Below are 21,709 nucleotides of genomic sequence, written 5' to 3'. Positions count from 1 at the left end.
CTTCAATTGGCGTTTTGTAATAATCCTCATCACGATTTCTCCTATAGATAGGAGCATCGCGATGCCCAGGGTTACACGATACCTAGGTGCAACGAAGTTAGCTCATAACTTGGGGCGAAAATAGAAAATTCATGCTGTATGAACATCCGTACTCAAAACTTAGCCAGGCGAAAGTCATCTATTAGTTCGGCCCAGTCTTGCATTAGTTCCACACGCTGATCCCAGTAGGTCGCGCGATTATATGCTCGACGAACCGCGTTTTTGTCTTGATGCGCTAGAGCGGCTTCAATCACCTCTCCATCGAACTTCCGATTGTTGAGTCTGGTACTTGCCGTCGAGCGGAAACCATGAGCAGTCACTTCTTCTTTCGAATATCCCATTCGGCGCAGAGCTGAGTTAAATGCATTTTCTGAAAGTAATTTCCGATTTGAATTGAGCGATGGAAAGTCAACTCAACACCTTCAACGTCGATCCAGTTACGTTGGATGATTTCCGAAGCCTGACTTGAAAGCGGTACGATATGATCACGTCGCATTTTCATCCGAGCCGCAGAGATTGTCCAAGTACACTTTTCCAAATCGATCTCATTTTGCCGAGCACCCCGAGTTTCACCTGGTCTTGTCATGGTAAGGATTTGGAACAATATGGCGTCTTTGATAACACCAGCGCCCGTGTAGTCATCTAAATCACGTAGCAACTGGCCAAAGTCCTTTTCATTTGTAATGGCGGCGCGATTTGTGACCTTTACAGGTAACAATGAGCCTTTGATGACTTGGGTAGGGTCATTGTCTGCGCGAAGCGTCACAACTGCGTGCCGAAAAATACCAGAAAGGGTGCCGCGAAGTTTCTTGGCGGTTTCTCGTCGTCCGCTACGTTCAATTTTCTTTAAAATGTGCAGCACTTCTGCCGTTGTAATGTCACGTATGGGGCGGTGATGGAGTTCTTGTGCAAGTGTATGAACGTGCCATAGTTTCTTGCGAATAGTTGCGTCTGCTAATTCTCGATCATACGCCATTTGCAGATATTCCTCTGCGACAAGCAAAAAGGTGTTCCGAGAACGTGTCTCGGCTTCGATTTTGTCGAGCCGTTTTTGAACAGCGGGATCTTTTCCATTTTCGAGCAACGCTTTGGCTTGATCCCGTTTCGCTCTGGCATCGGCAAGAGATACTTCGGGATACTTTCCGTGGGAAAGCAGCTTCTCTTTGCCCATGAACCGGTATTTTGCCGCCAGAGTTTGACCCGTTTGGAGTGACCTGTAGGTACAGTCCGCCACCATCGCTCAGCTTGAGTGGCTTCGCCACGGCCTTGGCCTTTTTTTATTTTTAAGTCCGATAGGGCTATAGGGGGTATCGTCCTTCTGAAGTCGGGGAGTACCCCCAAATACACCCCCAAATCTAATGTTTTGTGGGGGTATTGCATGTTCTGCGATGTTCAGAAGGATAACCTTGAAACGGCAAAAAGCTCAATAAAATTGAGCAACTATGAGTATGAATGTTCAAGGAAAATGGTGCCCAGAAGAGGACTCGAACCTCCACGTCCTTGCGGACACTAGCACCTGAAGCTAGCGCGTCTACCAATTCCGCCATCTGGGCTTAGATGTCGTGAGGGGGGATTTAGAGGTGTCAGAGGGGGGAGTCAACGTGGATTTTGTAGATTTCCCAAAAAATCCACATATTATTATCACCCCAAACCAAATCTTGTGCAGGTATTTGAAATATATATGTAATTTCCAAACAAGGAAGGAATTGGTCTGTTTGGCCTGCCCCAATTATTCAGCACTTGCGGCTGGAACAACGCACAGGAACACCAGAGAGCCTTGTCTGGAAGGGTCCAAGCGCCACAGATTTGACCCTTCGAAATGGATTTGATCCTTGTTCCCAAGGGCGCACAGGGGTAATTGACGTAGAGAATTGAGATCGCGGAGGCTTTTATGTCGAAACTTGTCACTATCTACGGCGGATCTGGTTTTGTTGGACGTTACATTGCGCGCCGCATGGCCAAGCAAGGATGGCGCGTCCGGGTCGCGGTACGGCGCCCAAACGAAGCGATGTTTGTAAAACCCTTTGGCGCAGTTGGTCAGGTTGAACCTGTTTTGTGCAATATCCGCGATGATGCTTCGGTGCAGAGCGCGATGGATGGCGCAGATGCGGTTGTGAACTGCGTTGGCATCCTAAGCGAACGCGGCAAAAACGAATTTAACACCGTTCAAAACGAAGGGGCGGCGCGTATCGCAAAACTGGCGGCTGCGGCTGGCATAGAAACGATGGTGCATGTGTCTGCAATCGGCGCAGACGAAGACGCTGGCAGCGAATATGCGCAAACAAAAGCCTTGGGCGAACAGGCGGTTTTGGCGCATATGCCAAACGCACTGATATTGCGCCCGTCGGTGATCTTTGGGCCTGAAGATGAGTTTTTCAACGGGTTTGCCTCTATGTCTCGATTTGGTCCGGTGTTGCCAATTGTTGGTGGCGCGACCAAGTTCCAGCCGGTTTATGTTGATGATGTCGCCAAGGCGGCAGTTCAAGGCATCCTTGGCCAAGCTTCGGGCGTCTATGAACTTGGCGGTCCGGATGTTTGTTCGCTGCGCGAGATCGTCGCCGAAATGCTGGCTGAAATTCATCAGCGCAAACTTGTGATCAATCTGCCGTTCTTTGTTGGGCGCATCATGGCCTTTGGTTTTGGTTTGATGCAAAGCGTGACATTTGGGCTGTTTTATAATTCGATTCTGACCGCTGATCAGCTAAAGCAGCTTCGCAACGACAACGTTGTGAGTGCAGATGCCAAAGGCTTGGCGGATCTGGGCATCACACCCACGCCGACGTCGGCCATTTTGCCGGGTTACCTCTGGCGGTTCCGTCCGTCTGGACAGTTTGATGCGATAAAAGATTCTGCAAAGAACTTGAACGTTTAAACGTTAAGGGCTTCTAGTTTGATTTGAAGGGCGGGCCTGTGGTCCGCCTTTTTTATGAATAAGCGACCGCCAGTAAGATCACACCAAGAATGACCCTGTAGATCACATAGGGTGTAAAACTTAAGGATTGCAGCAACCGCATCATCAATTTGAGCGCCAGCAAAGCCGAGGCAAATGCCAGCCCCGCGGCAATGACAAGATCTAGGGCCTGGTCTGATGTGATGCTGAAACCATTTTCCAGTAATAGATAGCCACCACTTGCCAGAATGGTGGGAATGCTCATCAGCATGGCCAGGCGCGCACTGCTTTCTCTGTCATATCCCAGCCCGCGCGCACCGGTGATGGTGATCCCGGACCGTGATGTGCCTGGAATGAGCGCAAGTGCTTGCCAGAGCCCCATGATCATCGCATCTTTCAGTGACCATTCTTTTGCTTGTTTGGTTGTCGTGCCTCTTTGGTCCATCCACCACAAAAGGATGCCAAACCCAAGCATGGTCCAGCCGATCACGGTGATCGACCGCAGCAAATCATCAATGCCGCTCAAGGCCAGAAACAGACCAAAGATGATTGTTGGAATGGTTGCTACTGTCAAAAGAAAGGCCAGCCGGGCCTCTGGATCAGAGATATTGCCGCGCAACATGCGTGGGGTGCCGATGAGGGCCATTTTTACGTCTGACCAAAAATACAGAATGACCGCGCCCAATGTGCCGACATGTACGGCGACGTCCAGCAATTGCCCTTGATCTTCGGCACCAATCGCGTTTGGCAGCAAGATAAGGTGACCAGAAGACGAGATGGGTAGAAATTCCGTAATACCCTGTACAATAGCTAAAAGAATCAGGTGATAAAGCGCCATTTGAAATTCTCTATTTGTGTCAAAGCCCGTATAATACAGGTGGAAAATAATGATAGAGTCTATATTGGTCCGATTCGGACCTTATTTTACGCTTTTTTCACGTGAAATCTTTGATCATTTCGAGAAAAGCGACATTTAGGTCAGCCTTTGTGACTTTTATACCTATTCCGCTTTGTTTACACAGTCCAGACCTAAGATTTGCAGGAGGCAGCTGCTGTGGCAAAGCAACCAATGCTAAAATTTGTGTCAGTTGATCGGGATATGCCCGCTAAACGGGATGCTGATGAACGCAACCAAGACTTTGATGAAATCTATGCAGCGTTTGCAGAAGCGAAAGCGGAAGAGCAAGCGAGCCGATGTTCGCAATGCGGTGTGCCGTATTGTCAGTCACATTGCCCGCTGCACAATAACATCCCAGATTGGCTGCGCCTGACGGCAACAGGTCGTTTGGAAGAAGCCTATGAAGTGTCTCAGGCGACAAATACTTTCCCAGAGATCTGTGGCCGCATTTGCCCACAGGATCGTCTGTGTGAAGGCAATTGCGTGATTGAACAATCCGGTCACGGCACAGTCACTATCGGCACCGTAGAAAAATACATCACCGACACGGCCTGGGAAAAAGGCTGGGTGAAACCCATTGTGCCTTTGACCGAGCGCAAAGAAAGCGTTGGCATCATCGGTGCGGGCCCTGGTGGTTTGGCAGCGGCTGATTTTCTGCGTCGCGCTGGCGTCCAGGTGACAGTTTATGATCGCCATGACCGTGCGGGCGGCCTGCTGACCTATGGTATCCCCGGTTTTAAACTGGAAAAAGACGTTGTCATGCGTCGCAATGAACAGCTGGAAGCAGGCGGTGTCACCTTCAAACTTGACAGCGCCGTGGGCGAAGACATTTCGTTTGAAGACATTCGCAAAGCGCATGATGCGGTGATTATCGCCACTGGCGTCTATAAATCACGTGACTTGCAAGGCCCAGGTGCCGGTGCAAAGGGCATCGTGAAAGCGCTGGATTATCTGACGGCCTCCAACCGCTTGAACTTTGGTGACACCGTTGCTGAATACGAAAGCGGCGAGCTGAATGCGGATGGTAAAAAGGTAGTGGTTATTGGTGGAGGCGACACAGCGATGGACTGTGTGCGCACAGCGATCCGTCAGGGCGCTGAAAGCGTGAAATGCCTGTATCGCCGGGACCGTGCCAACATGCCGGGCTCGCAACGTGAAACCAAAAACGCCGAAGAAGAAGGCGTGGTCTTTGAATGGTTGGCCGCCCCCAAAGGCTTTACCGGCGACAAGGTCAATGGTGTGATGGTGCAGCGCATGCGTTTGGGTCAGCCCGATGCCTCTGGTCGTCAATCGCCAGAAGTGATCGAAGGTGCCGACTATGTCGAAGAGGCGGACTTGGTGATCAAAGCCTTGGGATTTGAGCCAGAAGATCTGCAAACCCTTTGGGATCAGCCAGAATTGCCAGTGACCCGTTGGGGCACCGTCAAAGCTGAGTTTACCAGCGGTGCAACCGACTTGGATGGCGTTTACGCGGTGGGTGACATCGTGCGTGGCGCGTCTTTGGTGGTTTGGGCCATTCGGGATGGTCGCGACTGTGCCGAAGCCATCTTGAAACGGTTTGAAACCGTCAAAGCCATCGCCGCTGAGTAAATTAATGGGTTGTGAAACGTACAAATTGTACGTTTCGCCGCCTCAAACGTACAATTCGCCCGCTTGAATTCAGAGTGTAACACAAAACACCTGACAAAGAGCACGGCAAGAAGATTGACCTACCGAGTTAGGGAAGGGTTAAGACATGAAAAAAGTATACGACGAAAATTGGGTCCGCTCTGAAGAAGCAAAACGCCAGTATTTGGCTGAGAATGGCCTTTATGATGAATCCGAAGAACACTCTTCTTGCGGTGTGGGCCTTGTGGTCTCTTTGGACGGGAACAAAAGCCGCAAAGTTGTAGAAGCTGGCATCGATGCGCTGAAAGCCATTTGGCACCGTGGCGCGGTTGATGCTGATGGCAAAACCGGCGATGGCGCGGGCATTCACGTGCAAATTCCGGTCAAATTCTTTTACGACCAGATCAAGCGCACCGGTCACGAACCTCGCAAAAATGAACTGGTTGCCGTGGGTCAGGTCTTTTTGCCGCGCACAGATTTTGGCGCGCAGGAAACCTGCCGGACCATCGTCGAAACTGAAATTCTGCGCATGGGCTATTTCATCTATGGCTGGCGCCATGTGCCTGTCGACATCACCTGTTTGGGTGACAAAGCCAATGCAACACGTCCTGAAATCGAACAGATCCTGATTTCAAATTCCAAGGGTGTTGACGAGGAAACATTTGAGCGCGAGCTTTATGTGATCCGTCGTCGCATCGAAAAAGCGGCTGCCTCTGCGGGTGTCGGGGAATTGTACCTGGCGTCGCTGTCGTGCCGTTCGATCATTTATAAAGGCATGATGCTGGCCGAACAGGTTGCGGTTTTCTACCCGGACCTGATGGACGAGCGCTTTGAATCTGCTTTTGCGATCTATCACCAGCGCTATTCCACCAATACGTTCCCGCAGTGGTGGTTGGCGCAACCGTTCCGCATGTTGGCGCATAACGGTGAAATCAACACGCTCAAGGGCAACGTCAACTGGATGAAATCCCACGAGATCCGCATGGCCTCGGCTTATTTCGGAGAGCTTGCGGACGACATCAAACCTATCATTCCGGGCGGCGCATCAGATTCGGCAGCGCTGGACGGCGTGTTTGAGGTCTTTGTGCGCGCCGGGCGTTCTGCGCCAATGGCGAAAACGATGTTGGTACCTGAAAGCTGGTCCAAGCAGGCGGTTGAACTGCCGCAAAGCTGGATCGACATGTATTCCTATTGCAACTCTGTCATGGAACCATGGGATGGCCCGGCTGCATTGGCGATGACGGATGGCCGCTGGGTCTGTGCGGGTCTTGACCGCAACGGTCTGCGCCCTATGCGCTATGTTGTGACGGGCGACGGCTTGCTGATTGCCGGATCCGAAGCTGGCATGGTGCCGATTGATGAATCTGGTGTCGTTGAAAAAGGGGCTTTGGGCCCTGGCCAGATGATTGCGGTCGATATGGCCGAAGGCAAGCTGTACCACGACACAGAGCTAAAAGATAAACTTGCCAACGCACGCCCGTATGGCGATTGGGTTGGTAAGATCCGCGATCTGGACACAGAACTGAGCAGCGTGACTGAAAAGCCATTGTTCACAGGCGCAGATCTGCGTCAACGTCAGATCGCAGCGGGCTATACCATTGAAGAGCTAGAGCAAATTCTGGCCCCGATGGCAGAGGATGCCAAAGAGGCGCTTGCCTCTATGGGCGACGACACGCCAAGCGCGGTTCTGTCCAAGAAATACCGTCCGCTTAGCCATTTCTTCCGTCAGAACTTTAGCCAGGTGACAAACCCACCCATCGACAGTTTGCGCGAATACCGCGTGATGTCGCTGAAAACCCGGTTTGGCAATCTGAAGAACGTTTTGGACGAAGACGGATCGCAAACAGAGATTGTTTTGTTGAACAGCCCATTTGTCGGCAACGCACAGTTTGATGCTTTGCTAAGCGCCTTTGATGATACTGTTATTCGCATTGATTGTACCTTCCCTGCGGGTGGTGCCTCTGGTGGATTGCGGGACAATCTGGAACGCATTCGTGCCGAAGCCGAAGATGCGGTGCGTTCTGGCGCAGGCCATATCATCCTGAGTGACAAAGCGCAGGGCGCGGATCGCGTGGCGATGCCAATGATCCTGGCCACCAGCGCGGTACACAGCCATCTGACCCGTAAAGGCTTGCGGACATTCAGCTCGTTGAGTGTTCAATCTGCTGAATGTGTTGATCCGCATTATTTTGCGGTTCTGATCGGGGCAGGCGCAACTGTGGTGAACGCGTATCTGGCCGAAGATTCTTTGGCAGATCGCATTCAGCGTGGGCTGCTTGACGTTGACCTTACAACTGCTGTCGCGCGCTATCGCGAGGCGATTGATGCTGGTTTGCTGAAGATCATGGCGAAAATGGGCATTTCGGTGGTGTCGTCTTACCGCGGCGGTCTGAACTTTGAGGCCGTTGGCCTGTCACGCGCGATGTGTGCGGAATATTTCCCGGGTATGACCTCGCGGATTTCGGGCATTGGTGTCAGCGGTATCCAAACCAAAGCCGAGAAGATCCACGCCAAGGGTTTTGCGGCCCCGGAACATGTTCTGCCGGTCGGCGGTTTCTATAAATCGCGTAAATCAGGCGAAACACACGCTTGGGAAGCGCAATCCATGCATATGTTGCAAGCGGCCTGTGATCGCGCATCGTTTGAGCTGTGGAAGCAGTATTCTGCGAAAATGCAGACCAATCCGCCGATTCATCTGCGCGATTTGCTGGACATCAAAGCTTTGGGCAAAGCTGTGCCGATCGAAGAAGTCGAAAGCATCACGTCGATCCGCAAGCGCTTTGTAACGCCGGGCATGTCTTTGGGGGCGCTGTCACCAGAAGCACACAAAACTCTGAACGTTGCTATGAACCGCATTGGTGCAAAATCTGACTCGGGTGAAGGCGGTGAAGATCCGGCGCATTTCGTGCCAGAACCAAATGGCGACAACCCATCTGCCAAGATCAAACAAGTGGCCTCTGGCCGTTTTGGGGTGACCGCTGAATACCTGAACCAATGTGAAGAGCTGGAAATCAAGGTCGCACAGGGTGCGAAGCCGGGTGAGGGTGGTCAGCTGCCGGGCATGAAGGTGACGGACCTGATTGCGCGCCTGCGTCACTCGACCAAAGGTGTGACACTGATTTCACCGCCACCACACCATGACATCTATTCGATCGAAGACCTAGCGCAGTTGATTTATGATTTGAAACAGATCAACCCAACTGTGAAAGTCACCGTGAAATTGGTGGCATCGTCGGGTGTTGGTACAATTGCGGCAGGTGTTGCCAAGGCCAAAGCGGATGTGATCCTGATTTCTGGCCACAATGGCGGCACAGGGGCCTCTCCGGCGACCTCGATCAAATATGCGGGTCTGCCATGGGAAATGGGTCTGACCGAAGCGCATCAAGTTCTGTCCATGAACAACCTACGGGAACGCGTGACTTTGCGGACCGATGGCGGTTTGCGCACAGGGCGTGACATTGTCATGGCCGCGATGCTGGGGGCCGAAGAATACGGTATCGGCACAGCGGCATTGATCGCGATGGGCTGTATTATGGTTCGCCAGTGTCAGTCCAACACCTGCCCAGTGGGCGTGTGTACCCAAGACGAAGCGCTGCGCGACAAGTTCACCGGCAATGCGGATAAAGTGGTCAACCTGATCACCTTTTATGCGCAGGAAGTGCGTGAAATTCTTGCGTCTATCGGTGCACGGTCTTTGGATGACGTTATCGGGCGTGCAGATCTATTGGCGCAGGTTTCGCGCGGGTCGGCGCATCTTGATGATCTGGACCTGAACCCACTGTTGATTACCGTCGATGGGGCGTCTGACATCGTGTATAATCGCGATAAAGAGCGCAACGCTGTTCCAGATACTCTGGATGCAGAGATCGTGCGGGATGCCGCGCGTTTCTTGAAGGACGGCGAAAAAATGCAACTGTCCTATGCTGTGCAAAACACGCACCGGACTGTTGGCACACGCACTTCAAGCCACATCGTGCGTAACTTTGGTATGCGCAATAGCCTGCAAGAAGACCATTTGACGGTAAAACTGTCTGGCTCTGCTGGTCAGTCTTTGGGGGCCTTTGCGGCACCTGGCCTGAAGATCGAAGTTTCAGGTGATGCAAACGACTATGTGGGCAAAGGCTTGTCTGGGGGCACCGTGGTTGTGCGTCCGCAAATGGCATCGCCTTTGGTTGCAGCGGATAACACCATTATCGGCAATACGGTGCTGTATGGTGCAACAGATGGCCATCTGTTTGCGGCCGGTCGTGCGGGTGAACGTTTTGCAGTGCGTAACTCTGGCGCAAAGGTTGTCATCGAAGGATGTGGTGCCAGCGGTTGTGAATATATGACCGGCGGTGTTGCTGTTATCCTAGGTACGATTGGCGCTAACTTTGGGGCCGGTATGACAGGTGGGATGGCTTATCTTTATGATCCCGAAGGCGTCAGCGTTCCTGTGATGAACATGGAAACCCTGGTGACCTGTCCAGTGACAGTTGCGCATTGGGAAGATCAGCTAAAAGGTTTGATCGAGCGGCACCTGGCAGAAACCGGTTCGCAGAAAGCGGCGCTTATTCTGCAGCATTGGGATGTCGAGAAAACCAACTTTGTGCAGGTTTGTCCTAAGGAAATGCTTAACAAATTGGCGCATCCTTTGTCAGAAGAGCCTGCTGCTATTCCTGCAGAGTAACAAAAACAATAAGCGAAGGGGCCTCCGTTCGGGGGCCCTTTTTGTGTTCAGAGACCGGGTTTGTGACGCTTTGTACGGCGTGGCAAGAAAGCCGCTATGGCAAATCTTTGGTCTAGGAAAGATTTTCAGTGCAATTTTGCGCCTAGAGTTGAGAAAACGGCGAGGCGGAGCACATGAAAAGCGCGCGAACAATCGGCTTAACAGCCATTTTATGCGGTGGGATAATGATGGGTCAATCCGCCCTGGCTGGCACCTGTGGTTACAAGGATTGCTGGGGCGGTGTTGGGTTTGGCGCGGATGGCAAGGTTGGCGCAGCCTATGGGCAATGGTCAGAGCAAGAAGCCTTTAAGGCCGTGCAGCGCGCCTGTGATTGGGGCTGTGTGCAAGTGCGCACCTTTAAAAATACCTGTGCTGCCATGGCCAAAGGGCAGGACGGAAAATGGAGCTGGGCCTACAGCAAATCACGGTCAAAGGCGGAAGCCACCGCCATCAAGATATGTGACGCCAAAACCTATGATTGCAATGTGGTTGTCTGGGCCTGTTCCCCCTAGCGTTCTTTGTAACGCGACTGATTGGTTGCGTCATACCCCCCTGCGCATTATCCCAGTGACAGGGGTTGGCGCAGAACAATGGCAAAACAAGCTGTTAAAAAGAAAAAGACACGTAAAAAGGCGCAGCCCAAAGAAAATTGGGGACAGCGCCAAAAACGCCGTGCCCGTCGTTGGGCGATGCGGGCCACTATTTGGGGAATTTCAGCATTCATATTCGCGATATTGATTTTCACGGTTTTTAACCCGCCCATCACCTGGACAATGTATTCTGAAAAGGCTCGGTTGGGTCATATTGACCATCAATGGGTGCCTGTCGAAGAGATCGCCCCGGTGATGCTGCGGTCTGTGGTGGCCGCCGAAGACGCCAATTTTTGCAATCACTGGGGATTTGACATGACTGCGATCCGCGCCGCGCTAGAAGATGGCGCAGGACGTGGGGCCTCGACGCTTAGTCAGCAAGTTGTGAAAAATGTCTATCTCTGGCAAGGTCGTAGCTGGCTGCGCAAGGCGCTGGAAGCGGGTATAACCCCGGTGGTCGAAATGGCCTGGAGCAAACGCCGGATTCTGGAAGTCTATTTGAACATAGCAGAGTTTGACGAGGGGGTCTTTGGGGTCGAAGCGGCGTCACATCACTATTTTGGCGTTGCTCCGGATTCCTTGAGTGCAAGCCAGGCCGCGCGATTGGCAACGGTTCTGCCAGCGCCTAAAACCCGCTCGGCACGCCGACCAACAGCAAGGCAAATCAAGCGCGCCAGTGCGATTATGGACGGGGCGGCAACCATCGCAAAGGACGGCAGGGCGCGCTGTTTTCAATGAAACCATGCACGTGGCGCTGATAAGCCTGTTGAAACCGTCGTGGTATTTCGGCAATTAGGGAGGAGAATCCCTAACTTTGGTTGTTTGATGGCCCGCCTATTCCACGCCCCCCTGTCGCCGTTTTGCCGTAAGGTGCGTCTGAGCCTAGCTGAGAAAAAGATCGAAGTCGATCTGGTCGAAGAGCGGTACTGGGAGCAGGATCCTGATTTTCTGCGTCGCAATCCGGCTGGCAAAGTGCCGGTGCTGAAGATCGACGGCAAGACCATGGCAGAAAGTGCTGCGATTTGTGAGTATCTTGAAGAGGCCTATCCTGACCCTGGGCTTATGCCAAAAACTGCTGACGGCCGCTACGAAGTACGCCGGTTGGTAAGCTGGTTTGATGACAAGTTCCATCAAGAGGTCACAAGCAAACTGTTGTATGAACGGGTGAACAAAAAGGTGCAGGGCAGTGGATACCCGGACAGCACAAATGTCAAAGCCGGCGCCAAGGCGGTGAAATACCATCTGGATTATATGGCGTGGTTGCTGGATCATCGCCGCTGGCTGGCGGGCGATCAAATGACGCTCGCGGATTTTGCCGCCGCCGCGCATTTGTCGTCTTTGGATTACATCAGCGATGTGGATTGGAACCGTTCTGACGTGGTGAAAGACTGGTATGCCAAGATTAAGTCGCGCCCGGCCTTTCGGTCTATTCTGGCAGATCAGGTGTCGGGGTTTCCGCCTCCGCCGCATTACGCTGACCTTGATTTCTGAGGGCGCAGCAGGGGGCTGTCTGCCCCCTCTTTTCGGGAATTTGCCAATTCCCTACAATTCACCCCCGAGGGTATTTGTTTCAAGAACAAGGAGCTGGGTTTGGAATTGAAAGCACGATTGGTGGCCGAAGCTCAGGCGATTGGCTTTGATCTTTGCCGGATATGCCGCCCTGACTCTGTGCCCCAAGTGCCAGAAGATCTGCAGGGGTTTTTGGCCAAAGAGTATCAAGGACAAATGGGCTGGCTGTCAGAGCGCAGCCATTGGCGATCTGATCCGGCGGCGCTGTGGCCTGAGGCGCGCTCGATCATAATGCTGGGGGAAAGCTATACGCCGGATCATGACCCCTGTGCTGTGCACGGCATGGCGGATCGCGGCGCAATTTCTGTTTATGCGCAAAACAAAGATTATCATGATCTGGTCAAAAAGCGGCTCAAGCGTCTGGCGCGCTGGTTGATTGCGGAAACCGGTTCTGAGACCGAAGTGAAAGTGTTTGTCGATACGGCACCAGTTGCGGAAAAACCTTTGGGGCAAGCGGCTGGCCTGGGGTGGCAGGGCAAACATACCAATTTGGTCAGTCGCGACTTAGGATCTTGGTTTTTTATCGGTTCGGTGTTCACCACCGTTGATTTGCCCGTTGACGCCGCAGAGATTGACCATTGCGGGTCATGCCGGGCCTGTTTGGACGCCTGTCCGACCGGGGCTTTTCCCAACCCGCATCAAATTGATGCGCGGCGTTGCATTTCTTATTTGACCATCGAACATCATGGGCCGGTTGATCCAGATCTTCGGCCGCTGCTTGGCAACCGCATTTATGGTTGTGATGATTGTCTTGCGGCTTGCCCCTGGAACAAATTCGCAGTTGAGGCGCGCGAGATGCGTTATCACGCCCGTGACGCATTGATGGCCCCTTCTCTCAAAGAGTTAGTGGGTCTGGATGACGCGGGATTTCGCAGTTTGTTTTCCGGCAGCCCGATCAAGCGCATTGGCCGCAATCGGTTTATCCGCAATGTGCTTTATGCCATTGGCAATTCTGGCATGCCGGATCATTTGATACAGGTCGAGAATTTGCTGCAGGACCCGGATGCGGCGGTGGCAGACGCAGCGCTTTGGGCGCAGGGCCAATTGAAAGGGCTGAAATGAGCTTGGCATTAGGCATAGACACAGGTGGCACTTATACCGACGCGGTGCTGATCCGCGATGAAACCGATGTGATCGCCAAGGCGAAATCCCCCACAACCCGTCAGGATCTATCGCTTGGTATCGGTGGCGCGGTCTCGGCAGTTTTGCGCCAATCAGGGATTGACGCGGCAAAGATTGGACTGGCGTGCCTGTCCACCACATTGGCCACAAACGCGCTGGTCGAAGGCCAAGGGGGTCGCGTTGCCTTGGTGCTGGTGGGGTTTGATGCGGCAGATGTGATGCGCCACGGGTTGCAGGAGGCTTTGGAGGGTGACCCGGTTGTGGCAATTTCCGGGGGGCATGACCATGCGGGCCAAGAGATCACCGCGTTGGATGTTGAACATTTGCAGCAGTGGTTGGCAGAGCACGGCGCTGCAGTGACCGGTTTTGCGGTGGTCGCACAATTTGCCACGCGCAACACAAGCCATGAGGCGCAAGCCGCGGAGATCATTCGCAGAGCAACCGGCAAACCTGTGACCTGTTCCCATCATCTGTCTGCCAAGCTTAACGGGCCCAAACGGGCCGTAACGGCGGTGTTGAATGCCAGGCTTGTGGGTATGATCGACGTCCTGATCCAAAGCGCTAGCGCGCGGCTGGCGCAGTTGGGTCTGCGTGTGCCTTTGATGGTGGTGCGTGGGGACGGGGCTTTGATTTCTGCCCAAGAAGCGCGCCGTCGGCCCATCGAAACCATTCTCAGCGGGCCTGCGGCGTCTTTGGTGGGGGCACAATGGCTGACCGGCGCACAGAACGCAGTGGTCAGCGATATAGGCGGCACCACCACGGATGTGGCCTTGTTGCGTCAGGGGCGGCCGGCGCTTGATGCAAATGGCGCGCGGGTCGGGGCCCATCAAACCATGGTAGAGGCGGTGGCGATGCGCACCTTTGGCATTGGTGGGGACAGCGCGGTTCATATCTCTGCACATGGGCTGGACGGCGAGATCACGCTGGGACCAGCGCGCGTTGTGCCTATAAGCCAATTGGTGCAAGAGGCCCCAGATCGCGTGCATGCCGCGCTTGATCGGCAATTGGCGCAGGCAGTGCCCAACGAATTGGATGGGTGTTTTGTACGCGGTCTCGGGATCCAGACTGTCGAGGGCCTGCCCCCACGCCCCGCAGCCCTGTTGGCGCGTATCGGCACAGCGGTGTGGCCTTTGGCAGAAATTGGGCAAAACCGACTTGACCGAGCCGCCATGCGCACGCTTGTGTCGCGTGGGCTGGTACAGCTTGCGGGCGCAACGCCGACTGATGCCAGCCATGTGCTCGGCAAGGTCGCGCATTGGGATCGGGGGGCCGCTGAAAAGGCGCTGCAGTTGCTGGCGCACCGACGCACTGGTGCAGGCAAACCGTTGGCCAGCTCTGCATCCGAGATGGCCGAGCAAGTGGTCAATCAATTGGCTGCGCAATCAGAAACGGCTTTGTTGGAAACTGTGATTGCCGCAGAAACCCCCGCGTTTGATGCGCCGGCGACAACGTTGGCACGTCACCCTTTGTTGAAAAGAGCGCTGCGCGGTCACCATGGTCTATTGTCTATGAAGGCAGCGCTGGAGCTGCCCCTGATTGCCTTGGGCGCCGCAGCACAATGTTATTATGCCGATATCAGCAAGGGTCTTAGCGCACGGCTGATTTTGCCTGAGCATGCGGATGTTGCAAACGCAATTGGCGCGGTTAGTGGCCGGGTGACCATTCGAAAATCTGGCAATGTGACCACGCCATCCGAAGGGGTGTTTCGGGTGCATTTTACCGAACAGCCGCGGGATTTCACCAGTTCAGAGGCCGCGCTTGATTATCTGGAAGCAAAATTGCGAGAGGCTGCAAATCAAGAGGCCCAACGCAATGGTGCCCAGGGCCTGCATGTTGTGGCAGAGCGGGAACTGAAAGTTGCGACAGTTGAAGGCCGCGAGATCTTTGTGCAGGGCAGCGTCAAGGTCGAGGCCACAGGGCGGCCTCGAATTGCATCAGAGGCCCTCGTCTAGCGCGCGCTTGGGCAGCACCCAATTGGCACGTGGAAAATGACAGGTATAGCCGCCAATGTTCTTCTCTAAATAGTCCTGGTGGAACTCTTCGGCTTGCCAAAAATCTCCGGCGGGTTCCACTTGGGTCACAACCTTGCCGGGCCACAATCCAGAGGCGTCGACATCAGCAATCGTGTCCAGCGCGACAGCCTTTTGTTCAGAATCCACATAGTAGATAGCGGACCGATACGAGCTGCCAACATCGTTGCCCTGACGATTTGGCGTCGTTGGATCGTGGATCTGAAAAAAGAACTCAAGAACAGCGCGATAGGTGGTCACCTCTGGGTCAAAGGTGATTTCGATGCCTTCAGCATGGGTTCCATGGTTGCGGTAGGTGGCATTTGGCACGTCTCCTCCGGTATAGCCCACACGGGTGCTAAGCACCCCTTTTTGTTTGCGGATCAGGTCTTCCATGCCCCAAAAACAGCCCCCGGCCAGTACAGCGCGTGTGCTCATGCGAGATCCTCCACTTGGTCAATATAGGCACCATAGCCCTCGGCCTGCATCTCGTCACGATGCACAAAGCGCAGGCTGGCTGAGTTGATACAATAGCGCAGCCCACCTTGATCCGCGGGCCCATCGGGAAATACATGCCCAAGATGGCTGTCACCATGGGCAGAGCGCACTTCGGTACGGATCATACCATGGGTGCTGTCATGTACTTCGGTGACATGTGCGGTTTCGATCGGTTTGGTGAAACTGGGCCAGCCGCAGCCGGATTCATATTTGTCAGAACTTGCAAAAAGCGGTTCGCCAGAAACGACATCCACATAAATGCCGGGTTCTTTGTTGCCCAACAACTTGCCAGATCCCGGCCGTTCAGTGCCGTTTTCCTGCGTGACCCAAAACTGTTCGTCAGTCAGCTGTGCGATTGCGTCTGCGTCTTTGCGATATGTGCTCACGAGGGTCTCCATCTTTTGAGTGTCTTGCGCAATAGATGGGGCAGTATGGCTGAATTCAAACGGTTGTTACAGAGCGCTGACCAAGGCGTGATCATATCCCCGCCAAGACCCCTAGGCAGAAGCGGCCGCTAGGGCTTGATCCATAAGCGCTTTGATCTTTTTGCGGTTGGTGTCAGCCACGATGCGCCCAAGTTCGGCATCGCCCTTCAATGCAACTAGGGTAGAGCGACGCGGAATTTTCAGATCGCGCACCAGGTCAGACCGGCCATATTGGTCCCAATCCACATCGATAAACACGATGTTCTTTTCATACGCGCCATTATTGTCTTTTAGGCGCGCAATAACACGTTCCTGCGCCCGGCAAGTGGTGCACCAGCTGGCTTTGAAATCAAGAAAGACAGTGTCGCCAGCCGCCAGATGTTTGGCCACCAACCCCGGTGTGTAATTTGTGGCGGCCTGCGCGGCAAATGGCAGAGCGGTGGACGCGGCGGCGAGGGCGATAAATGAACGGCGGTTCATGGCAAACTCCTTACAGGGACACAGATAAATCAATCAACCAAAGCGGCATGTGGTCCAGCAACCAAGCTTCGGCGATATGGTGTAGACGGAAAAACAACATCAGCCCAACAGCAACAAACACCGCCCCCATCATCGGGCGTGCTGTGGCAGCGATTTTGCGCATGAGGGCTTGACGGCGTTGCAAGGCAGATCGCGCGCCATAGCCAAGGCCAATGATCAATGTGGAAACACCAAGTGCAAAACACATCATAATTGCAGTGGCGAAGGTCAGGCTTTGTCCCTGCGACGCAAGCGATATTGCCCCGCCCAGAGTTGGCCCAACACAGGGGCTCCAGACGGCCCCCAAAAGCACGCCGCCTAAAAACTGCCCTCGCAGCGTTGCGCGGTCAATATGATCCATTTGGGCATCTGCCTGACTGGCAAATCCAGCAGTGGCAGCGGTAAAGGCCGTTGAGAACCGCGGCACAAGCAATATCAGCCCAAACACCACCATAAGAACGGCCCCGGCCCGCGAAATGTCATCTATCGACAGTCCAATGGCGTGCCCAAATGCGGTCACCAGCAGCCCAAGGGTAACAAAAGACAGGCTGAGCCCGGCGGCAATAGCCAAAGGCCCATGGCGGCTGGCTTGCAATGCGGTGGCCAATACAATGGGCAGCACAGGCAAGACACAGGGGTTAATCAATGTCAGCAGGCCAGCGGCATATGCAAAAATCAGATCCATGCGGCGAACATGCCGTTTTTCCGATGTGTTGTCAGCATTTCGCGATGCAGTTCTGTTCAATATTGCGTGTGGTTGATGTTAGGATTTGGCTGTCGCGGGCAGGGGCGCTGCCTCCGCGCAGAGAAATCCATTCTCTGCGCTCCCCTAGGGTATTTGGGTCAAGCACAAATTGGTTTGGTTGTTTTTGACAAAATTGGCAGTTTTTAAGAGGCCAAAATCAACCTATCTGAAAGCAAATCAGTGAGGATGTTATGAACCAACAGCCAAGAATATTGCCAAGCGTCTGCCCGTTGGACTGCCCGGACACCTGTAGTTTGAGCGTCAAAGTTCTGGGAGATGAAATCCAGAATGTGCGTGGATCCAAGGCCAATGGTTATACGGGTGGTGTGATTTGTAAAAAAGTTGCGCGCAGCTATGGGGAATTTGTGCATGGCGCAAAACGGTTGCGCCATCCGATGAAACGTAGCGGCGCGGGATTTGAACCCATTTCCTGGAAAGAGGCTTTGGATTTGGTGCATGCGGGCTTTTCCGCGGCTATTGATGGCTTTGGAGCAGAAGCGGTATTGCCGCTGAACTATGCGGGTCCGCATGGTGAATTGGCGGCTGGCTCGATGGACATGCGGTTTTTCAATCGGCTGGGCGCGACAGAGCTTGACCGCGGCCCCCTGTGTGGCGGTGTGCGCGGGGCGGCCTATGGCAGCCTTTATGGTGATGCGCCGGGCATGCCACCCGCACAGGCGGTTCACAGCGACCTGATTTTGGTCTGGGGCAATAATGTTACCGTTTCAAACTTGCATTTCACACGGGTTATCAAAGCGGCGCGGGCGCGCGGCGCAAAGCTTGTGGTGATTGATCCAAAGCGCACCAAAATTGCAGACCAAGCTGATTTGTTTCTGCAAATTACTCCGGGCACAGATGTGGTTCTGGCCATGGCGCTGGCGGCCGGGCTGGAGCAGCGCGATGCTTTGGACAAAGATTTTCTCACTCGATGGGTGTTGGGAAGTGCGCGTTTTTTGCAGGCCGCAGGGCAATATGGCACCGCAGAGGTTGCGACGCTGTGCAAGATAGAGACAGCGGATTTTGACACATTGCTGGGTTGGATCATCAAGGCACGCGCCATGGCGACCAGCGTGGGCGTGGGGATTGAACGCAACAGGTCAGGCGGGGCAGGGTTGCGCGCAGCTATGGCGCTAAATGCTTTGACGGGGCAACACGGGCGGCTTGGTGCTGGGATCATCGCAAAGTCTGGTGGCCATGCGGTCAAAACGTCTGACCGTTTGCAAGCCACGCATTTGCGCAGCAAGCCGGCGCGGCGTTTCAACATTCTGGATGTGTCAGACATGTTGTTGGATCAGGATCTTGCCACGCCTGTAAAGGCTGTGATGATCTATAACCACAATCCCGTTGCCACCCATCCGGACCAAGGCAAGATGATCCGGGCTTTGTCTCAGAAAGATGTTTTTGTGGTCGGCTGCGATGTAACGATGACCGACAGTATGGCGCTGTGCGATGTCATCTTGCCGGCGGCCAGTCATTTTGAGCACCACGAGATTTTTGGGGCCTATGGACAAAACTATGTGCAACGGTCAGCCCCTGTCATTTCGGCGGTTGGCGCGGCCCTGCCAAATACAGAGATTTTTCGCCGCCTGGCAGCACGGTTTGGCTTTTCCGAGCCGGAATTTCAGGACAGCGACATGGCGCTAATGGATCAGGCCTTTGCGGATCTGGGACAACGACCAAGTGAAATTGATCTTGAAAGCCCGGTGCAAGCCGGAGGGGATATGGGGCAGGATGCTATTTTGTGCGACGCGCTCGCGCCACAGACACGTTCGGGCAAAATCGAACTCTATAGCGCCGATCTAGAGGCGCGGTTTGGCTGTGCGCTGCCGCAGTATAAAGCGGCGGAGGCTGCGTTGCCCCTGACGCTTGTGACACCTTCGTCTGACAAACGCATCAATGCAACCTTTGGCGGCTGCGCGGCATCTGAGGGCCCAGAGATACTTGAGATGCACCCAGAAGATGCCGCCGCTCGAGGGTTGCAAGACCGCCAAAAAGTGATGGTCTGGAATGCTTTGGGTGAAGTCACGCTGATGCTGCAGATCAGCGATGCGGTAAAGTTGGGTGTGGTTTACAGCCCAAAAGGCACTTGGAGGGCCACCAGCGATACAAAATTGACTGTGAATTCGTTGATTTCGTCAAACAGTCGTTGTGACCTGAGGGAAGGGGCCGCCTATAACGACACATTTGTCGAAGTGCGGGCCTGTGTCCCTTGATTTTGGTTTGTGGTAACTTGGCAAAAATGACCACCTAGGCAGACCAATTCATGCCCGCACATTCGCTGACCTTTGCTGTGGATCGCGCGTCAAAAACCCCGGTTTTTGAGCAGATTTGCATGGCCGTGCGCCGACATGTTCAATCTGGGCCGCTGTTGGCCGGGCAAAAACTGCCACCGACCCGCAGCCTTGCAATTGAATTAGGCGTGTCGCGCACAACGGTGGTGACCGCCTATGATCAATTGGTGGCAGAAGGCTATATTCTGGGGCGTCCCGGTGCTGGATATGAAATTTGTGACACCGGTGCGTTAGAGCTTGGCGGGACTTTGGCAAAGCCTTTGATCACCACAAGCCCTGCAATGGCGACCACAAATCCAGCGGCACCATTTCGGGCCGGAGAGCCAGATATGCGGCTGTTTCCGCATCGTGCCTGGGGCCGGACTGTGGCGCGGGTGTTTCGGAGTGCACCGGTGCAGCTTGGCAGCGATGATTCACTAATTGGTCATCAGGGTCTACGCCGCGCTATCGCTGATCACATCGCAGAATGGCGCGGGGTTGAAGCCCATTGTGATCAGGTGATTGTCACCGCTGGGGCGAGCGATGCGTTGGAACTGTGTTTGCGTTGCCTTGCACAGGCTGGCGATACCATTGCCGTCGAGGACCCCGGGTATCGCCCGCTAAAGCATTTCATTGCAGATCGTGGTCTAACGCTGGGGTTTATGGCCACGGATACGCAGGGGGCAATCTTGCCAAAGGTCAAAGCCAAGGCGGCCATCTTAACTCCTTCGCATCAGTATCCTCTGGGTGGGACCATGTCGCTGCAACGGCGGCAGAGTTTTTTGTCCTGGGCACAGCGTCAGGGCAGTTGGCTGATCGAGGATGACTATGACAGTGAGTTTCGCTTTGCGGGCCGGCCAATTCCGGCGCTTGCGGGCTTTGATGGGCTGCAGCGCTCGATCTATATTGGTAGTTTCTCAAAAATTTTTTCGAACGAATTGCGCATGGGTTATGTGGTTGTGCCCAAGAGTTTACAGGCCAGGTTTGTCACAACCCTGCGCCGTTTTGGCCGCAAAGCCAGTCAGATGCCGCAGGCACCTTTGGCTGATTTTATGCAGTCCGGAGAATTCTATCGCCACCTGCGACGGGTCCGCCGCATTTATGGAAAACGGCGCGCGTTCCTTTTGGGGGCTTTGCAAGATCGGTTTCAGGATGTTGGCTGGTTCACTGACCATCACGCAGGCATGCAGATCGCGTTTCATTTGAACATTGATTTGCCTGATACGAATGTGATGTCCGCGGGGCGCAAGGCAGGGTTGGACATCGAGGCGCTATCGGGGTTCTGTTCTGGGCCGGCTAAGTGCAATGGCATTTTGTTGGGCTATTGCGGATTTGACGAGCAAGAGTTGGACAAGGCGCTTGGCACCCTGCGACAGGTGATCGACGCACAAAAAGAAAGGGCCGCCACTGGCGACCCCTTCCCAAAAACAGATTAGAAATCTGATTAGCCGTTCACGCTGTCTTTCAACGCTTTGGCGATTGTCATTTTCACGACTTTATCAGCTTCTTTTTTGATTTGCTCACCAGTTGCCGGATTGCGAACCATACGCTCAGGACGCTCGCGGCAATAGATTTTGCCTACGCCTGGTAGGGTCACTGCACCACCTGCCGACACTTCGCGAGTGATCAGCGCGCAGACTGCGTCTAGGGAAGCACCAGCGGTTTTCTTGTCGGCGCCCAGTTCCTCGGCCAGAGCGGCAACGAGTTGGGTCTTGGTCATCGGCTTTGCCATTAATTGGTCTCCTTGTCTTGCCCGTTATTTATGGGCCTCATGCCGCGCATTTAACGGAAATTAAAGGGCGATGACAACGAAATGCTG

Annotated in this window: 18 protein-coding genes and 1 tRNA gene; 10 read left to right on the top strand and 9 right to left on the bottom strand. The window is 54.0% G+C overall.

Annotated elements, in window-relative coordinates; genetic code table 11:
- Positions 1 to 152: 152 nt before the first annotated feature.
- The 3 genes from ABXG94_RS13380 to ABXG94_RS13370 form a co-directional block, all read right to left on the bottom strand.
- Complete coding sequence (locus ABXG94_RS13380) at positions 153 to 380, bottom strand: tyrosine-type recombinase/integrase (protein WP_353534926.1); 228 nt, start codon at positions 378 to 380, stop codon at positions 153 to 155.
- Entirely contained in the window at positions 356 to 1,276 is a 921-nt protein-coding gene (locus tag ABXG94_RS13375) for a tyrosine-type recombinase/integrase (protein ID WP_353534924.1), read from the bottom strand. Before ABXG94_RS13375 ends, ABXG94_RS13380 begins: the two co-directional genes overlap by 25 nt.
- Positions 1,277 to 1,505: 229 nt before the next feature.
- Positions 1,506 to 1,592 (bottom strand) — tRNA-Leu (locus ABXG94_RS13370).
- A 338-nt stretch (positions 1,593 to 1,930) separates the two neighbouring features.
- On the opposite strand from ABXG94_RS13370, the gene ABXG94_RS13365 reads away from it, so the two are divergent.
- Positions 1,931 to 2,911 carry a complex I NDUFA9 subunit family protein gene (locus ABXG94_RS13365; protein WP_353534922.1) on the top strand — a complete coding sequence of 327 codons (981 nt, stop codon included), beginning with the start codon at positions 1,931 to 1,933 and terminating at the stop codon, positions 2,909 to 2,911.
- Between the two features lie 52 nt (positions 2,912 to 2,963).
- On the opposite strand, the gene ABXG94_RS13360 is transcribed toward ABXG94_RS13365, so the two are convergent.
- Positions 2,964 to 3,767 (bottom strand): undecaprenyl-diphosphate phosphatase, encoded by an 804-nt coding sequence (locus ABXG94_RS13360; protein ID WP_353534921.1) that lies wholly within the window; start codon positions 3,765 to 3,767, stop codon positions 2,964 to 2,966.
- A gap of 216 nt (positions 3,768 to 3,983) precedes the next feature.
- On the opposite strand from ABXG94_RS13360, the gene ABXG94_RS13355 reads away from it, so the two are divergent.
- The 7 genes from ABXG94_RS13355 to ABXG94_RS13325 all read left to right on the top strand — a co-directional run bounded on the left by ABXG94_RS13355 (position 3,984) and on the right by ABXG94_RS13325 (position 15,376).
- On the top strand, positions 3,984 to 5,417 hold the full coding sequence (locus ABXG94_RS13355) for an NAD(P)-dependent oxidoreductase (RefSeq protein ID WP_353534919.1): 1,434 nt from the start codon (positions 3,984 to 3,986) through the stop codon (positions 5,415 to 5,417).
- Positions 5,418 to 5,562: 145 nt separating this feature from the next.
- Positions 5,563 to 10,104 carry a glutamate synthase large subunit gene (gltB, locus tag ABXG94_RS13350; protein ID WP_353534917.1) on the top strand — a complete coding sequence of 1,514 codons (4,542 nt, stop codon included), beginning with the start codon at positions 5,563 to 5,565 and terminating at the stop codon, positions 10,102 to 10,104.
- A gap of 173 nt (positions 10,105 to 10,277) precedes the next feature.
- A complete protein-coding gene (locus tag ABXG94_RS13345) occupies positions 10,278 to 10,655 on the top strand; it encodes a DUF4189 domain-containing protein (protein ID WP_353534915.1) in 378 nt (125 codons plus the stop codon).
- A gap of 78 nt (positions 10,656 to 10,733) precedes the next feature.
- Positions 10,734 to 11,471: a monofunctional biosynthetic peptidoglycan transglycosylase gene (gene mtgA / locus ABXG94_RS13340; RefSeq protein ID WP_353534913.1), complete on the top strand. Its 738-nt coding sequence runs from the start codon at positions 10,734 to 10,736 to the stop codon at positions 11,469 to 11,471.
- An 87-nt stretch (positions 11,472 to 11,558) separates the two neighbouring features.
- Complete coding sequence (gene fzlA / locus ABXG94_RS13335; protein ID WP_353534910.1) at positions 11,559 to 12,224, top strand: FtsZ-binding protein FzlA; 666 nt, start codon at positions 11,559 to 11,561, stop codon at positions 12,222 to 12,224.
- A gap of 93 nt (positions 12,225 to 12,317) precedes the next feature.
- Complete coding sequence (gene queG, locus ABXG94_RS13330) at positions 12,318 to 13,364, top strand: tRNA epoxyqueuosine(34) reductase QueG (RefSeq protein ID WP_353534939.1); 1,047 nt, start codon at positions 12,318 to 12,320, stop codon at positions 13,362 to 13,364.
- A complete protein-coding gene (locus tag ABXG94_RS13325; protein WP_353534908.1) occupies positions 13,361 to 15,376 on the top strand; it encodes a hydantoinase/oxoprolinase N-terminal domain-containing protein in 2,016 nt (671 codons plus the stop codon). The genes queG and ABXG94_RS13325 overlap by 4 nt, the downstream gene beginning before the upstream one ends.
- Here the strand turns inward: ABXG94_RS13325 and msrA are convergent.
- From msrA to ABXG94_RS13305, 4 genes are all read right to left on the bottom strand, one after another.
- Positions 15,359 to 15,871 carry a peptide-methionine (S)-S-oxide reductase MsrA gene (msrA, locus tag ABXG94_RS13320; protein WP_353534907.1) on the bottom strand — a complete coding sequence of 171 codons (513 nt, stop codon included), beginning with the start codon at positions 15,869 to 15,871 and terminating at the stop codon, positions 15,359 to 15,361. The two genes, ABXG94_RS13325 and msrA, sit on opposite strands and share 18 nt — an antisense overlap.
- The gene (gene msrB, locus ABXG94_RS13315; protein ID WP_353534906.1) at positions 15,868 to 16,317 is read right to left on the bottom strand and encodes a peptide-methionine (R)-S-oxide reductase MsrB; all 450 of its coding nucleotides are present in this window, start codon (positions 16,315 to 16,317) and stop codon (positions 15,868 to 15,870) included. The genes msrA and msrB overlap by 4 nt, the downstream gene beginning before the upstream one ends.
- Positions 16,318 to 16,428: 111 nt before the next feature.
- Entirely contained in the window at positions 16,429 to 16,836 is a 408-nt protein-coding gene (locus ABXG94_RS13310; protein ID WP_353534905.1) for a thioredoxin family protein, read from the bottom strand.
- Positions 16,837 to 16,846: 10 nt separating this feature from the next.
- Positions 16,847 to 17,560: a cytochrome c biogenesis CcdA family protein gene (locus ABXG94_RS13305; RefSeq protein ID WP_353534902.1), complete on the bottom strand. Its 714-nt coding sequence runs from the start codon at positions 17,558 to 17,560 to the stop codon at positions 16,847 to 16,849.
- Positions 17,561 to 17,811: 251 nt separating this feature from the next.
- On the opposite strand from ABXG94_RS13305, the gene ABXG94_RS13300 reads away from it, so the two are divergent.
- Positions 17,812 to 19,833, top strand: a complete 2,022-nt coding sequence (locus ABXG94_RS13300; protein WP_353534899.1) for a molybdopterin-dependent oxidoreductase — start codon at positions 17,812 to 17,814, stop codon at positions 19,831 to 19,833.
- Positions 19,834 to 19,883: 50 nt separating this feature from the next.
- A complete protein-coding gene (gene pdxR / locus ABXG94_RS13295) occupies positions 19,884 to 21,326 on the top strand; it encodes a MocR-like pyridoxine biosynthesis transcription factor PdxR (RefSeq protein WP_353534896.1) in 1,443 nt (480 codons plus the stop codon).
- Positions 21,327 to 21,334: 8 nt separating this feature from the next.
- Here pdxR and ABXG94_RS13290 read toward each other — a convergent pair whose 3' ends face one another.
- Positions 21,335 to 21,622, bottom strand: a complete 288-nt coding sequence (locus tag ABXG94_RS13290; RefSeq protein WP_353534893.1) for an HU family DNA-binding protein — start codon at positions 21,620 to 21,622, stop codon at positions 21,335 to 21,337.
- Between the last annotated feature and the right edge of the window lie 87 nt (positions 21,623 to 21,709).

Source organism: Cognatishimia sp. WU-CL00825 (assembly GCF_040364665.1).
Taxonomy (GTDB): domain Bacteria; phylum Pseudomonadota; class Alphaproteobacteria; order Rhodobacterales; family Rhodobacteraceae; genus Cognatishimia.
This window is presented reverse-complemented; position numbering and strand designations above follow the sequence as displayed.